Origin of the sequence: Pedobacter sp. GR22-6, from assembly GCF_037402555.1 — a bacterium.
In the GTDB taxonomy this organism is placed as follows: domain Bacteria; phylum Bacteroidota; class Bacteroidia; order Sphingobacteriales; family Sphingobacteriaceae; genus Pedobacter.
Genome location: NZ_JBBEUC010000003.1, coordinates 740,438 through 756,131 on the forward strand (window position 1 = coordinate 740,438; position 15,694 = coordinate 756,131).

Annotated in this window: 11 protein-coding genes; 5 read left to right on the forward strand and 6 right to left on the reverse strand. The window is 42.9% G+C overall.

Features of this window, described 5'->3' with window-relative positions; translation table 11 throughout:
- Positions 1-6 precede the first annotated feature (6 nt).
- The 3 genes from dnaE (at position 7) to WAE59_RS17200 (ending at position 5,803) form a co-directional block, all read left to right on the forward strand.
- Positions 7-4,428: a DNA polymerase III subunit alpha gene (gene dnaE / locus WAE59_RS17190; protein ID WP_337857196.1), complete on the forward strand. Its 4,422-nt coding sequence runs from the start codon at positions 7-9 to the stop codon at positions 4,426-4,428.
- A 70-nt stretch (positions 4,429-4,498) separates the two neighbouring features.
- On the forward strand, positions 4,499-4,816 hold the full coding sequence (trxA, locus tag WAE59_RS17195; RefSeq protein ID WP_012781033.1) for a thioredoxin: 318 nt from the start codon (positions 4,499-4,501) through the stop codon (positions 4,814-4,816).
- 63 nt (positions 4,817-4,879) lie between these two features.
- The gene (locus WAE59_RS17200) at positions 4,880-5,803 is read left to right on the forward strand and encodes a DUF58 domain-containing protein (RefSeq protein WP_337857197.1); all 924 of its coding nucleotides are present in this window, start codon (positions 4,880-4,882) and stop codon (positions 5,801-5,803) included.
- On the opposite strand, the gene WAE59_RS17205 is transcribed toward WAE59_RS17200, so the two are convergent.
- From WAE59_RS17205 to WAE59_RS17230, 6 genes are read right to left on the reverse strand one after another with little or no spacing between them, the layout of a single operon-like run.
- Positions 5,800-6,987 carry an aspartate aminotransferase family protein gene (locus tag WAE59_RS17205; protein ID WP_337857198.1) on the reverse strand — a complete coding sequence of 396 codons (1,188 nt, stop codon included), beginning with the start codon at positions 6,985-6,987 and terminating at the stop codon, positions 5,800-5,802. The two genes, WAE59_RS17200 and WAE59_RS17205, sit on opposite strands and share 4 nt — an antisense overlap.
- A 29-nt stretch (positions 6,988-7,016) precedes the next feature.
- A complete protein-coding gene (locus WAE59_RS17210; RefSeq protein WP_337857199.1) occupies positions 7,017-7,460 on the reverse strand; it encodes a hypothetical protein in 444 nt (147 codons plus the stop codon).
- A gap of 10 nt (positions 7,461-7,470) precedes the next feature.
- A complete protein-coding gene (locus WAE59_RS17215) occupies positions 7,471-8,001 on the reverse strand; it encodes a hypothetical protein (protein ID WP_337857200.1) in 531 nt (176 codons plus the stop codon).
- Positions 8,002-8,035: 34 nt separating this feature from the next.
- Positions 8,036-8,596 carry an RNA polymerase sigma factor gene (locus tag WAE59_RS17220; protein WP_337857201.1) on the reverse strand — a complete coding sequence of 187 codons (561 nt, stop codon included), beginning with the start codon at positions 8,594-8,596 and terminating at the stop codon, positions 8,036-8,038.
- A 25-nt stretch (positions 8,597-8,621) separates the two neighbouring features.
- The gene (locus tag WAE59_RS17225) at positions 8,622-9,581 is read right to left on the reverse strand and encodes a transketolase family protein (protein ID WP_337857202.1); all 960 of its coding nucleotides are present in this window, start codon (positions 9,579-9,581) and stop codon (positions 8,622-8,624) included.
- Positions 9,582-9,634: 53 nt separating this feature from the next.
- Positions 9,635-10,480, reverse strand: coding sequence for a transketolase (locus tag WAE59_RS17230; RefSeq protein WP_337857203.1), 846 nt, complete (start codon positions 10,478-10,480; stop codon positions 9,635-9,637).
- Between the two features lie 356 nt (positions 10,481-10,836).
- On the opposite strand from WAE59_RS17230, the gene WAE59_RS17235 reads away from it, so the two are divergent.
- Positions 10,837-14,043: a SusC/RagA family TonB-linked outer membrane protein gene (locus WAE59_RS17235; protein WP_337857204.1), complete on the forward strand. Its 3,207-nt coding sequence runs from the start codon at positions 10,837-10,839 to the stop codon at positions 14,041-14,043.
- Between the two features lie 17 nt (positions 14,044-14,060).
- The gene (locus tag WAE59_RS17240) at positions 14,061-15,671 is read left to right on the forward strand and encodes a RagB/SusD family nutrient uptake outer membrane protein (RefSeq protein ID WP_337857205.1); all 1,611 of its coding nucleotides are present in this window, start codon (positions 14,061-14,063) and stop codon (positions 15,669-15,671) included.
- Positions 15,672-15,694: the final 23 nt, after the last annotated feature.

Below are 15,694 nucleotides of genomic sequence, written 5' to 3' on the forward strand. Positions count from 1 at the left end.
TTGTGGATGTACTTAATCTTCGATACTGAAACAACGGGTTTACCGCGTAATTGGAACGCTCCGATCACCGATACGGACAATTGGCCGAGATGTATACAGATCGCCTGGCAACTTCACGATGAATTAGGAAACCTGGTTGAGAATCAGGATTATCTGGTGAAGCCAGAAGGATTCAATATTCCCTACGATGCAGAACGGATTCATGGAATATCTACGGAACTTGCAATGGAACAGGGTGTTCCACTGATGGAAGCTGTAGAGAAATTCAATACTGCACTTTCGAAAGCTAAGTTTATAGTTGGCCAGAATATCGGCTTTGATGTAAATATCATGGGCTGTGAATTTCATAGACTGGGGGTAGAAAGTCCTATGGGTACCATGCCTGTGCTGGATACTTGTACTGAGGTTACCGCCGACCTCCTCAAACTTCCTGGAGGAAGGGGCGGCAGATTTAAATTGCCCAACCTGACTGAACTTCATGAATATTTGTTTGGAGAGCCGTTTGCTGAAGCACACAATGCTACCGCCGACGTGGAGGCCACGACCAGATGCTTCCTGCAATTGCTCAGGATGGAAGTCTTCAAACAAGACCAGTTGCAGTGTGCATCAGATTACTTTGGGCGTTTCAAACAGCACAACCCAATTTCGATTCCAAAAATTGGGCTTACACACATTAATTTAAAAGCTGCTTCTGACGACATCAGAAAACGCTTGAAAAAAACGGATGGCCCATCTAAACAAACCATCCAACTCAATAAAGAAGAACTTAAGCAAGCCGCATTCGCTCACCTGCATAACCATACTCAATTTTCTGTATTACAGTCTACGATTAATATCCCTGACCTGATCAAGGCTACAGCAGCCAATAAAATGCCGGCAGTAGCCATGACGGATCATGCCAACATGATGGGCGCCTTTCATTTTGTTAATCAGATACTCAATCATAACAAAGGTGCTGAAGCAAAAAATGCGGCAGCGCTTGAAAAAGGGGAAATTCCTGCCGAAACCATCATAAAGCCGATAGTAGGTTGTGAGTTCTTTGTTTGTGACAATCATGAAGATAAAAAACGCAAGGACAATGGCTATCAGATTGTCCTACTGGCAAAAAATAAAAATGGATATCACAATCTTGCTAAATTATCCTCTATAGCTTATACAAAGGGATTTTACTATGTTCCAAGGATCGACAGGACGGTTATTGAACAATATAAAGAAGACCTTATTGTCTTATCGGGTAACCTCTATGGTGAGATTGCCAGCAAGCTGCTCAATATTGGAGAACGTCAGGCAGAAGAGGCACTGATCTGGTGGAAGGAAAAGTTTGGTGGGGATTTCTATGTTGAAGTTATGCGCCACAACCAGGACGACGAAAACATTGTCAATGCTTCGTTGATCTCACTCGCGCACAAGCATGAAGTAAAACTGATCGCGACCAACAATACTTATTACATCAATAAAAAAGATGCCAATGCCCATGACATTCTTCTTTGTGTAAAAGACGGAGAGAAGCAGGCAACGCAAATTGGCAGCGGACGTGGTTATCGTTATGGCCTTCCCAATCAGGAATACTATTTCAAATCTTCGGATGAAATGAAAGCTTTGTTCGCCGATTTGCCCGAAGCCATTCTGAACATACAGGAGGTGGTAGATAAGATCGAAATATTTAAACTGGCACGTGAGGTACTTCTTCCAAAGTTTGATATTCCGCAAGAATTCCTGGTTGCTGAAGATGATGAGGACGGTGGAAAACGTGGGGAAAATAAATTCCTTCGACATTTGACTTATGAGGGGGCCAAAAAGCGCTATGGTGAATTGACACCGGATATTATAGAAAGGCTTGATTTTGAATTACAGACGATCGAGAAGACAGGGTATCCCGGGTACTTTCTTATTGTTCAGGATTTCATAAGGGAAGCGCGGAATCTGGATGTATCTGTTGGGCCGGGCCGGGGTTCGGCTGCGGGATCGGTGGTCGCTTATTGCTTATGGATTACAAATATTGATCCGATCAAGTATGATCTCCTTTTTGAGCGTTTCCTGAATCCGGATAGGGTATCCATGCCCGATATTGACATCGACTTTGACGATGAGGGGCGTGGACGTGTTATGGATTACGTAATCCGTAAATATGGATCCAATCAGGTAGCCCAGATCATTACTTACGGTACAATGGCAGCCAAGTCTTCTATCAGGGACACTGCACGCGTGCTTGACCTGCCGCTCTTTGAGGCAGACAAGATCGCAAAGTTGATCCCAAATATGAAACTGGCTAAAATCTTCAATCTGGAAGAAAAGGTACTGAAGGAAAATCTGCGTGCCGATGAGTATGAGAAAGTGCTGGAATTGAAAGCCATGACCAGCATCAAGAATCTTAGTGCAGAGACCATTTTGCAAGCACAGATACTGGAGGGTTCACTAAGAAATACAGGTATCCATGCCTGCGGGGTTATCATCACACCCGATGATATTACCAATTTTGTCCCTGTAGCTACGGCTAAAGATTCAGACCTTTACGTGACGCAGTTTGATAACTCGGTGGTGGAGAGTGCAGGTCTTTTGAAAATGGACTTTCTGGGGTTGAAAACCCTGACCTTGATCAAAGACACGGTGAAACTCGTCAAGATTGGTCATGGTATCGAGTTGGATCCGGATAATTTTCCTATAGATGATGAACGGACTTACGAGTTGTTTCAGAGAGGCGAAACTATCGGGATCTTCCAGTACGAGAGTAATGGAATGCAAAAATACATGAAGGAACTAAAACCTACGGTATTTGGTGACTTGATTGCGATGAATGCACTGTATCGCCCCGGACCTCTGGAGTATATTCCTAGCTTTGTACGCCGGAAAAATGGTGAAGAAGAAATCAAATATGATCTCGACGCCTGCGAAGAATACCTTAAAGAAACCTACGGGATTACTGTTTATCAGGAACAGGTCATGCTCTTGTCGCAGAAACTGGCGGGCTTTACCAAAGGTGAAGCCGACGTACTCCGTAAGGCGATGGGTAAGAAGCAGAAGGATGTACTTGATAAAATGAAACCTAAATTTGTTTCCCAGGCGGCAGCTAAAGGTCATGACGCTGCTACACTCGAAAAAATCTGGAAAGATTGGGAAGCCTTTGCTTCTTATGCCTTCAATAAGTCCCACTCTACCTGCTACGCCTGGATCGCTTACCAGACAGCCTATTTAAAAGCGCATTATCCTGCAGAATACATGGCTGCGGTACTCTCCAACAACATGAGTGATATCAAACAGGTTGCTTTCTTTATGGAGGAATGCAAGCAAATGGGAGTGCAGGTTCTAGGTCCGGATTTGAATGAATCCGACATTAAATTTTCTGTAAATAATCAGGGTGCTGTACGTTTTGGACTTTCAGGGATCAAAGGTGTAGGTGATAAAGCGGTAGAAAGTATCATCGAGGAAAGGAAAAATGGTCTTTACAAAGATGTGTATGACTTCGCCCGTCGTTCCAATACACGTACGGTGAACAAAAAAGCATATGAAAGTTTTGTGTATAGCGGAGCCTTTGATGATTTTGGTGCGCACCGTGCCCAGTACTTCTTTGTGGGCATGAACGACAAGATGAATGGTATTGAGAAGCTGATCAAATATGCGAACGATTTTCAGAACAACGAATCTTCTTCTCAATCCTCGCTATTTGGAGGCTCCGTCGCTGATATGATTTCGGAACCTTCCTTGCCAATAGCCCCGGAATGGGGTCTGATCGACCGTTTGAAATATGAAAAGGACGCAATAGGTATTTTTCTGAGTGGGCATCCACTTGACAATTACCGGCTCGAACTGGATCGTTTTTGTCAGCATAGCGTGAGCCATTTATCGGTAATCAATAAAATTCGGACCGGTGATACGAACGAAGAAATACTGGCTGAATTTGAAGGACTGAAGAATAGGGAGCTGGTCATAGGCGGATTGGTCGTCATGGCTGCACAACGCATGACAAAGACAGGAAAGCCCTTTGGTACCATGATGTTTGAGGATTACGACGATAGTTGTGAACTGGCTCTTTTTGGCGATGATTTTATTAAGTTCAAGCAATTCCTGACAGAAGGATATTTTTTGCAGATCAGAGGACGGGTAGGCGAGCGGTTCAGGAAAGAAGGTGACTGGGAATTTAAGATCACATCGATTAATCTCTTGTCGGAACTGCGTGATAAACTGGCTAAAAGTGTTACTATACAGGTGCCACTTGAGCGGATCAATGATGATTTTATGGCACAGATTCATGCCATTTTGGAAGATAATAAAGCTAACACTGATATGCAAAACTGCCAGTTGCTTTTCGAAATCTATGACCGTGAACAAAACGTAAACATTAAAATGCCTTCTAAATCAGTTAAGGTCAATCCAAGTAATCATTTACTCCTGCAGCTGGAAACACTGGATGTAAATCCTAAGTTGAACTAATGTCATTTTGGCATTACAAAGTTGGTGGCATTACAATTGATTATATATTTGCAAATAAAAAATAGAAATTATGGCTTTGGAAATTACAGATGCAAACTTCGAGGAAGTTGTATTAAAATCAGATAAACCCGTTTTAGTTGATTTTTGGGCAGAATGGTGTGGTCCATGTCGTATGGTGGGACCAGTAGTAGATGAGATCTCAAAAGAATACGAAGGAAAAGCACTTGTTGGTAAAGTAAACGTTGACAACAACCCACAGATATCTACACAATTCGGAATCCGCAATATTCCTGCTTTATTATACTTCAAGAATGGTGAAGTTGTAGATAAGCAAGTAGGTGCAGTTCCAAAGTCTGTCCTTGCACAGAAATTAGACAAACAGTTATAGTCTATAACTAATCATAATTGAAGAGCGTCCATTATTTTATGGACGCTTTTTTTATATATTTACATGATGCAGGTCCCTTTAGATGAACAAGCCTTAACGAATAGCAGTAACCTGGAGTTACTTGCCAGGCAGGTCGTTGAAGGCTTTATCACCGGGCTGCATAAGAGTCCTTTTCATGGCTTTTCGGTAGAATTTGCGGAACACCGCCTATATAATCCTGGTGATAGCGTCAAGAATATAGATTGGAAACTGTTTGCCAAAACGGATAAACTGTTTAGTAAAAGATACGAAGAAGAAACCAACTTGCGCTGCCAGTTTATCATTGACGTATCATCTTCCATGTATTTTCCAATGGGCGAATACAATAAGCTGAACTTCGCTATACAAGCTGTCGCTGCCCTGATCTACTTACTTAAACGGCAACGTGATGCTTTCGGGTTGAGCCTTTTTACCGACCACCTGATTCTGAATACGGCAGCAAAATCGACGACTACCCATCAAAAATATTTATATACCCATTTGGAAGAGGTGCTAAAACTCCAGAAGATGGATTTAAAGACCAACGTTGAGCAATCACTGCATCAGATCGCGGAGTTGATCCATAAGCGCTCACTGGTGGTGATATTCAGTGATATGTTGAGCACCGGTCAGGATGAGCAAAGTACAGAGGCTCTTTTCTCTGCTCTGCAGCATCTTAAATTCAATAAGCATGAGGTAGTGATTTTTAACGTGACCGATAAATCGAAGGAAGTAGACTTCAATTTTGAAAATCGTCCTTATGAATTTGTAGATATGGAAACCGGAGCTACTTTAAAGGCACATGCTTCAAAAGTAAAAGAAGCCTACCTTAACAAAATAGCTCAACATCGCCAGGCGATTCAGATGAAATGTGCACAATATAAAATCGATATGATAGACGCGGATATCGCCGAAGGTTTTTTTCCTATCCTTCAGGCATATTTAATCAAACGTCAGAAAATGAGTTAAGCCAAGGCTTCTATATTCTTCAAAATCACTTTGCAAGCCCATTCAATGTCTTCTTTGCTGATGATCAATGGAGGTGCTATCCGCATCGAATTGCTGCAATGCAGGAACCAGTCGCTGATCAGGCCGTCAGCAATGCAGGCATCAATGATTTTTTTATTAAGCTCAAAACTCTCAAACTCAATGGCCATCATGAGGCCTATGCCACGTACTTCTTTAATTGCCGGGTGTTTCAGCAATTGTTTGAATAATTCACCTTTTTGCGTTACACCGCTTACCAGATCCTCAGAAAGAATGGTTGCCAATGTCGCAAGGCCGGCAGCGCAGCTGACGGGATGCCCTCCGAAGGTAGTAATGTGACCAAGGATTGGATTTGTGGTCAGGGACAACATGATTTCCCGGGAACTCACAAAAGCGCCAATTGGCATTCCTCCGCCAATACCTTTGGCCAGCAGCAGTATATCGGGAACGATGTCAAAATGTTCAAAACCAAAAAGCTTTCCTGTACGCCCAAATCCGCATTGAATCTCATCAAGTACGAGTAGCGTACCTGTTGCAGTACATCGCTCTCTCAGTGCTTTAAAATACGCCTCATCGGCAACCCTAATGCCGGCTTCTCCCTGTATGGTTTCTATGAATACCGCAGCTGTTTCTTGGGTGATCAGCTCCAGGTCGGCCAGGACGTTGTACCGGATAAATTTCACTTGTGGCAACAAGGGTCGGTATGCTTGTTTAAATTCCTCATTCCCCATCAAACTCAATGCACCCTGTGTGCTGCCATGGTAGGAGTGATGGCAGGCAACGATCTCTGCCCTATCTGTATAGCGTTTAGCGAGCTTCATAGCACCCTCTACCGCTTCGGCTCCGGAGTTGACGAAATAAGTGCAGTTGAGTTGTTCTGGCAGTACGTCTGCAAGGGCTTTCGCAAAATTTACCTGAGGGCTTTGGACAAATTCACCGTATACCATAATGTGCATATAGCTTTCTGCCTGTTCTTTTACAGCGGCTACTACAGAAGGATGGCAATGTCCTACATTACTCACACCGATACCGGCGATCAAATCCATGTGTTTTTTGCCAGCCGTATCGTAAAGATACATGCCCCTTGCTTTGGTGAATTCCAGAAGAAGAGGCTCTAAAGTGGTTTGTGCGTTGTGCTGAAGGAATAACTGGCGTTGTGTAAGCATAGCGCAAAAATACGAAATAATTCTTTCTGCTATTGCCTTCCGCCTCGGTACTTGTTCAATAATTCCCTTTTAAAAGCTTCTTGAGCACGATAAAACTTACCTACGATTTTGATAGGGAGACTACTTTTAAGTCTGTAATAGTATTTCTTTTCCAGATTGAGTTCTCGTTGCTTAAAGCTGAAATCATTCACTATAAGGGTTTGTATTTCGGTATCAGACATCTCCTCAATTTCATTGATCTTTTTGAAACTGATCATCTGCATTCTTTCCTTGCGGAGTTCTCCCTGTTCATTTTGCCAGGCATTATATATTGGCCAGAATATTTTGGCTTCCTCTGGGGAAAGATCGAGCTTTTGGGTAAGAAAACCTACTTTATAGGCCTCGATCTCGCTGCCTCTATCGCCGGTCCGTTGTTGGGCTGTCGCAAAGAAGGAAATGGAAAAAAGTAGAGATATAATAACTAGATGTTTCATTATTTTATGATTATAAGTCAGCAACAAGCTCATTCTGTGAATAATTATTCAGAATATAATTTTCCATAGCGATCTCTGAGGCAGAGGCCTTAGGCAGTTGGTTCGAATTCGCTTCTATATGTTCAATGATCACTTCTTCATCAATGTCGTACAACATCTGTTCTGTAGCCATTTCTTCTGTCATTGCAACAGAGGTATGCTCTGTTTGCTGGTTATAATACAAAGTACCGATACCGGCAACAATCACAAAACACGCAGCAGAAGCATATTTTAACAATTTAGAGTGCCACAGCTTGATAAGTTTCGGTTCAGGTCTGAATTGTACTATATCTGTCGTCTTCGCCAAGATGCCGGATTGTAGTTGTTCAAAGTAACATGTAGGTACAGTAAAGCCATCTTCATGCACAGATACCTTTAGTCTTTCCATTGAAAGCTTGGCCTGGATACTTTGGTTCAAACCCTCAAAATAATTGGAAGGAGTTGTAAATCCAGTGTCCTTCATCTCCTTCATCCAATCGCTATGTTCTAAATTTTCTTCCATTATGTATCTATTGATGTATTATTTAGCAAAAGGTTTAAAAGGTGATGTCCTCATTTAGCATAAAAGTTTCAATTTTTTTTACTGCGATATGAAAAGAGGCCTTCAACGCACCTACGCTTGTACCGGTAATTTCTGATATTTCCTCATATTTCAACTCATCAAAATATTTCATGTTGAAGATCAGGCGTTGCTTTTCGGGAAGTGTGAGTAAGGCCTTCTGGAGTTTCAATTGCACCTTATCACCATTAAAGTAAGAAGAAGCGACAAGGTTGTCAGCAAGTTCTGCCGACACTTCATCCAAAGGCGTATTATTTTGTTGCTTCTGTTTATTGAGAAAAGTGATGGATTCGTTGGTCGCGATGCGATAGATCCAGGTATAGAGTTGGGAATCACTGCGGAATTTTTCCAGGTTCTTCCAGACTTTAATGAAAACGTCCTGTACCAGGTCGTCGGTGTCATCATGGTTGAGTACCAGCCGTCTGATATGCCAGTAGATCTTCTGTTGGTATTTATTCAGAAGCAGGTTGAAGGCTTCGTTACGGGTTTTCTCCTGAGAGAATTTCTCTAGTATTTCTGAATCTTCAACCTGCTTCATGTAGCTTTATGGATATGCTCTTGTATTACTTGCCAGCTCTTTTCAATACTTTTTGGGCTGCCTCAATAATATTGACGCTATCCAGACCGTATTTAGTCATCAGCTGATCAGGTGTTCCGCTTTCGCCGAAGCTGTCATTTACAGCAACAAACTCCTGTGGGCTAGGTAACTCAGTTGACAATAATCTTGCCACGCTTTCGCCCAATCCTCCGTATTTGTTATGCTCTTCGCAAGTCACCACGCAACCTGTTTTCTTCACAGATTTTAAAATGGCTTCCTCATCCAAAGGTTTTATCGTATGGATGTTGATGATTTCTGCATCAATACCCAGTTCGGCTAGTTTCTCACCTGCTTCAATGGCTTTCCATACCATATGCCCTGTTGCGATGATGGTTACATCAGTGCCTTCATTAACCATCCATGCTTTTCCGATCTCGAATTTCTGGTCAGGATCTGTAAACACAGGAATTACCGGGCGACCAAAACGCAGGTATACGGGACCATGATGTTCAGCGATGGCAATGGTTGCAGCTTTAGTTTGGTTGTAGTCGCAGGTGTTGATTACAGTCATGCCAGGGAGCATTTTCATCAGACCAATGTCCTCTAAAATCTGGTGTGTAGCACCGTCTTCACCCAGTGTAAGTCCCGCATGTGAGGCACAGATTTTTACGTTTTTGTCTGAATAAGCTACCGACTGACGGATTTGGTCGTAAACACGTCCAGTAGAGAAATTGGCGAAAGTTCCGGTAAAAGGAATCTTTCCTCCAATGGTTAGTCCCGCTGCGATACCGATCATGTTTGCTTCTGCAATGCCGATCTGGAAAAAACGCTCAGGGAATTCCTTAATAAAGGCCTCCATTTTCAGGGAACCTACTAAATCGGCACATAGCGCCACCACTTCCGGGTTTTTCTTTCCGGCTTCCAATAGCCCGGCTCCGAAACCGGAACGGGTATCTTTCTTTTCTGTGTATGTATATTTCTTCATTTAGTCTTCATTGTTAATAGCGGGATTCAGGCTTGCTCCGCAGGTTTTCATTTTTAATAGTCTTTTAGGGTAGTGTTCAATTGCGCAAGTGCAGTAGCCAGTTGCTCGTCATTTGGAGCCACGCCATGCCATTTGTGCGAGCCCATCATGAAATCTACACCGGCACCCATTTGGGTACTCATCAAGTTCAGGATAGGTTTGCCTTTTCCAGTTAGGGTTTTAGCATAGTGCAAAGCTTTAACGATGCTGTCCATGTCATTCCCGTCGGAGTTGATCACATGCCATCCAAAAGCTTCGAATTTAGCCTGAAGATTTTCCAGTGAAAGTACTTTTTCAGTAGGGCCATCGATCTGCTGACCATTATAATCTACCGTCGAGATCAAGTTGTCTACTTTGTTAAAAGGCGCATACATAATGGCTTCCCAGTTCTGTCCTTCCTGTAGTTCGCCATCTCCATGTAATGAAAATACAATAGAATGATCTTTGTTCAGTTTCTTGGCTTGTGCAGCACCGATCGCTACCGACATGCCCTGACCCAATGAACCAGATGCAATCCTGATACCAGGTAGTCCTTCATGCGTCGTAGGGTGTCCTTGCAACCTCGAGTTTAGTTTTCTGAAAGTAGCTAGTTCGCTCACTTCAAAATAACCTGACCTGGCCAATACACTATAAAAAACAGGAGAAATGTGCCCGTTTGACAGGAAAAACAAGTCTTCACCTTTACCATCCATGGTAAAATCAGCAGAGTGGTTCATCACCTCAAAATAGAGTGCGGTAAAAAAGTCAGCACAGCCTAATGATCCACCAGGGTGGCCGGATTGGCAGGCGTGTACCATTCTAACGATATCTCTTCTCACCTGAGCAGCAATATCTTCTAGTTCATTGATTGTATGTTTCATTAATTGGGGTTATTGATTATAATAAGACAAACTTAATATAAACTGCGCAAGCATTCACTAATAGGCGGGTAAAAAAATCAAATATGTTAATATTTGGTTACAAATGGAGTCCGGAAATGCAGTTCCTGCTGTTTGATGTCTGTTTGAAGATTCAAAATCAACCAATTTGAGGTAAAAAAGTATAGGTCTGCCTACTGCTTAAGTTTACTCTTAAATCGGTTGATTATGATGTGTTTATCAATAATTAACTTGTATCTATGTTTATTTTGGATTACCTTAAGCTAAAATAATATTATACTTAATGGTGCATCTGCCATTAAATTTGATTTAATAAAGCACAACTAAATATAAACAATATGAGCACAATTTTACGAACAGTTTTACTGTTTGTGGTGTGCGTCGGGTTCATCTCAAATACCCATGCGCAAAACACCTCATCCAAAGTAATTTCCGGAACCGTATACGATGAGAAGGGAACTACACTTCCGGGCGTAGGGATCAAAGTAAAAGGTACTGATGCTGGGGCAAGTACAGATGTGAATGGCAAATATGCTATCGGTATTCCGAAAGGAGGGACGACATTGATCTTTAGTTTTATCGGTTCTGCAACACAAGAGGTAGTTATCGGAACTAAAACAGTTGTTGATGTCACTTTAAAATCTACGTCGATTGCATTGACTGATGTGGTTGTCATCGGTTACGGTACACAAAAACGTCAGGATGTAAATGGTTCTGTGTCTTCTGTTCTGGCAAAGGATATTGCAAATGTTCCCCAGCCAAGTTTGGATCAGCTGATCCAGGGTAAGGCTGCTGGTGTAACGATCACGCAGAATTCAGGAGGTCCGGGCAGTGCGACATCGGTGCGTATCCGGGGCATTACTTCTTTTGGCGGGTCAGAGCCCTTATACGTAATTGATGGCGTTCCTATTTTTGGAGACGCTACGAATAAAAGTACAAACGGTAAATCGCCACAGTTGACACGTACGGGTGGAGGGCAGGAAGAAACCGGTGTAAGTCCCTTGTCCAGGATCAATCCAAATGATATCGAAACTATAGATATTCTAAAGGATGCGTCTGCTACAGCTATCTATGGTAGTCGTGGCGCAAATGGAGTTGTAATTGTGACCACCAAAAGAGGGAAAAATGGAAATGCCCGTATCAGTTACGATGGTTATTATGGCTTTCAGGAACAGGGTCGCTTTTTAGATATGATGGATTTAAAGCAATTTGCAAACTTACAGAATGCACTGGCAGATAAATTCGGACAACAAAGGAGAGTAGAGTTTGCCGACCCGAGTATTTTAGGGAGAGGTACCGATTGGCAGAACGCTATTTTCCGTTCTGCCGCCCAGCAGAATCACCAGCTCGCTTTCTCAGGAGGTAAAGATGGTGTGGACTATTATGTTTCTGGAGGATACCTGAAACAGGATGGTACTATTCTAGGTAGCGATTTCAAACGTTATTCCTTCCGTACTAATGTAAACGGACAAGTAAAAGACTGGTTTAAGGTTGGAAGTACTATTGGAGCAGCAAGAACGAATCAGAATATTGGATTAGGCAGTAACACGGGTATTGTTTATAATGCGCTTTCCAGTGCTCCTGATAATCCTATATATGAAGCTGATGGCTCATTTGCCGGACCTTCTCTGGATGCAGGTGGTTTGGCACAGGGTACGGTCAATCCAGTGGCGCAGGCACTTAGCCTCAGCAACACCTTGCTCAGTAACAATATCAATGGAAGCGCATATGCCGACCTCAGGTTCTTTAAAGACCTCACACTGCGGTCTGAATTGAATGGTGATTTTAACTGGTCTGAAGCACAGACTTTTAAGCCGACCTACAAATGGGGTGCTTTTTCTAATCAGACGGCTCGCCTCGACCAATATAACTCGAATAGCACATATTGGGGTTGGAAAGAATATTTCAACTACGCGCATACTTTCGGTACAAAACATAATGTAACCGGCTTAGCTGGCTATGAGGTATGGCAGGCAACATGGGGAGGTACTTCTACTAAAATAGAAAACTTCGCATCCGGCAATACGATACAGACATTGGGTTTTGGTGATCAGACTACAACTCTTGTTGATCAAAATAAAGGTAGTCAGGTTATGGAGTCTTTCCTGGCAAGGGGTATCTATACTTACAATAACAAGTATAGTGTAACCGCCAGCATTCGCTCTGATAGGTCTTCTAAATTTGCAGAGGGACATCAAGTGGGCTACTTCCCTGCTGCGGCAGTATCCTGGAGGTTGTCAGAAGAGTCGTTCATGGCACCGCTGAAATCGGTGATCGATAACATCAAAATTCGTCTGAACTACGGAGAGACTGGAAATCAAAACATTCCAAATTACCTTTATGGCTCTTCTATTAAAGCTGTTGCGACAGGTCTGGGGACCGGATTTGTTACCAACAATGTGGCTAACCTGGCACTTACCTGGGAAACAGCAATCCAAAAGGGTGCAGGGGTGGATTTCAGCATGTTCGGGGGACGTATAGATGCTACTTTTGACTATTACATAAAAAATTCTAAAAACTTCCTGTTCCAAAAGCCGCTCCCTGCTTTCCTGCTGGGAGGTGTTGCAGAGTATTCTGATGTGGCGGCCATCAAATCCCCTTATTATAATGCCGGTCAAATTGAGAACAGGGGATTCGAGTTCAGTATCAATTCCAAAAACATCGTAAATGATCATTTTAAATGGAATTCTACACTGATTTTTTCTAAATACAATAATAAAGTGGTCTCCTTAAATGGTTCTCCGGCCCTGATCGGTAGCATCAACAGTAGTTTTATCAGTTTGCCGGTTACGAAAACCACGGAGGGTGGTCCGGTAGGACAGTTCTTCGGTTATAAAGTTAAAGGAGTTATAAAAAACGCATCTGATTTGCAATATGTTGCCTCCCATCCGCAAAATGTAATCGGGGGAACATCTCCTGCAATTATCACTAACGACCCGGCCATTGCAAACTCCATTTATCTGGGCGATCTAATGTATCAAGATACCAACGGTGATGGTAAGGTAGATGCGGACGATCAGGTTGCTCTTGGCAATCCTAACCCTTCCTTTACTTATAGTATTACCAATAACTTCAATTATAAGAATTTCGAACTTTCCATCTTTCTAAACGGATCCTATGGTGGAAAAATACTAAATGCACTGAATTACCAGATCGCTGGTCTTTCCGGTCTATATACCAATCAATTGGCATCTTCCAGTAATTTTTGGAGTCCTGGCAATCCAGACTCAAATATTCCTGCACCTAAAGGCGGTATTGCAAACAATAACCTCGTGATGTCAGACCGCTTCCTGGAGAGTGCATCTTTCCTCAGGGTTCAGAATGTAAGATTGGGGTATACAGTTCCTGAAAAATGGACTAAGTATGTCAAAATGAGCCGGCTGAGTGTGTTTGCGAGCGGACAGAACCTGTATGTTTTTACAAAATATAGTGGCCTTGATCCGGAAATAGGTGCTCTGAATCAGAATCCAATCTATGCTAATATTGATATGGGGCGGTATCCAATCCCTCGCACCATCACATTCGGAATCAATGCACAGTTTTAATTATTAATAAGAGCGACATGAAACTACATATCAAACAGATCATCATAATAGGAGTCCTGGCGGGGATTTCAGTAACTGGCTGCAAGAAAGATTTTTTTAACCGCCCCCCCGAAGATCAATACACGGTAGGTGGGTACTACACCACGGCCGAGCAGGTGAAGTCAAGTACCAATGCCCTGTATGCGGCACCTTGGTTTGGTTGGAATACAAAAGTGAGCTGGGCAATAACTGAAATGGCCAGTGGCAATGGGCGAAGCGGTTCAGATGATGTAAAAGCATTTGGTAACTTCTCGGTGTCTAATGGTAATTTCGAGTTAAGTGCGGCCTGGAACTCTTTGTTTACAGTAGTTGCACAAGCCAATGCAGTGATCAATAACCTTCCCACTGTTCCGGCAACTGTTCCTGATGCGGTTAAAAATAACGCCATTGGTGAAGCAAGGGTGCTGAGAGCACTGGCATATTTTCATTTGGTCAGGGTTTTTGGTAATGTCCCAATCATCGAAAATCCGCTTGATTTTGTCGGTAGCCCCTCTACCATTCGCAGCAACCCGGTTACAGATGTCTACACCTTTATGATAAATGACCTGAAATTTGGCGAGGCCAACTGTACACCAAATGTAGCAGGTACGGGTCATGTGTCCAGTGGATCTGCAACTGCCTTAATGGCTAAAGTATACCTATACATGCAGGATTATGCGAATGCCAGGATTCAGGCGGAAAAGGTGATCAATAGCAACGAATTTGGGCTGTTCGGGGTGGATGTGGCAGGTCGCAGCTACGCAGATTTATTCAAGATCGCAAACAACAATAATAAGGAGTCCATTATTGCATTGCAATGGCTGTCCAATGGTGGTTACGGTTTTGGTAATGGAATGCAGGCTTCCCTGGCATATAGTAGTGAAATTACACAGACAGGGGACGGATATGGGGTACTGGCTCCAACCTTTGATTTAATTGATGCATATTCTTCAACTGACCAAAGAAGAAAAGCAACGATTATGCTTCCGGGTGATCACTATGCGGAAATTAATCAGGCAGGTGGTGGTTATACCTTGCCTGCAAATGCCAGTTCTCAGGGCACGCATGCACAAATCAAAAAATATGTCATAGGCTCTCCGGCTGATAATGGGGGGAAAAGTGCTTTTCAATCTACTGGAATGAATACTTATATGTTGCGTCTGGCCGATATATACCTGATTGCTGCAGAGGCTATTCTGGGTACTTCGGTTGGGAGTAGTCCGACGGGTCTTCCTTTAAATGCAAGTACAAGTAACACCACAGCTGTGGGTTACCTCAATAAGATCCGACAAAGGGCTGGTTTAAATGCAGTAAGTTCATTTACCTTTCAGGATCTCCTGAAAGAGCGCCGGTTAGAGTTTGCTATTGAAGGAGATTATTGGTTCGACCTCTGCCGTATCGATGGTTTCAATGTGACTGCACACCCGAAAGCTATTCAGATCATTAAAGCTCAGGATCGGGGAGATTCCAGCAATGACAATCCACCGGTACGCTACGGTAATGGTTATTTCACGCCTGTTGATGCGAATTTCCTGATGCCATATCCTGCAACAGAAGTGGCGAACGATCCTGCACTCGCACTCCCGCCTGTACCTTACACTTTTAAATAGAGATCAGCGCTGCTATTATATGT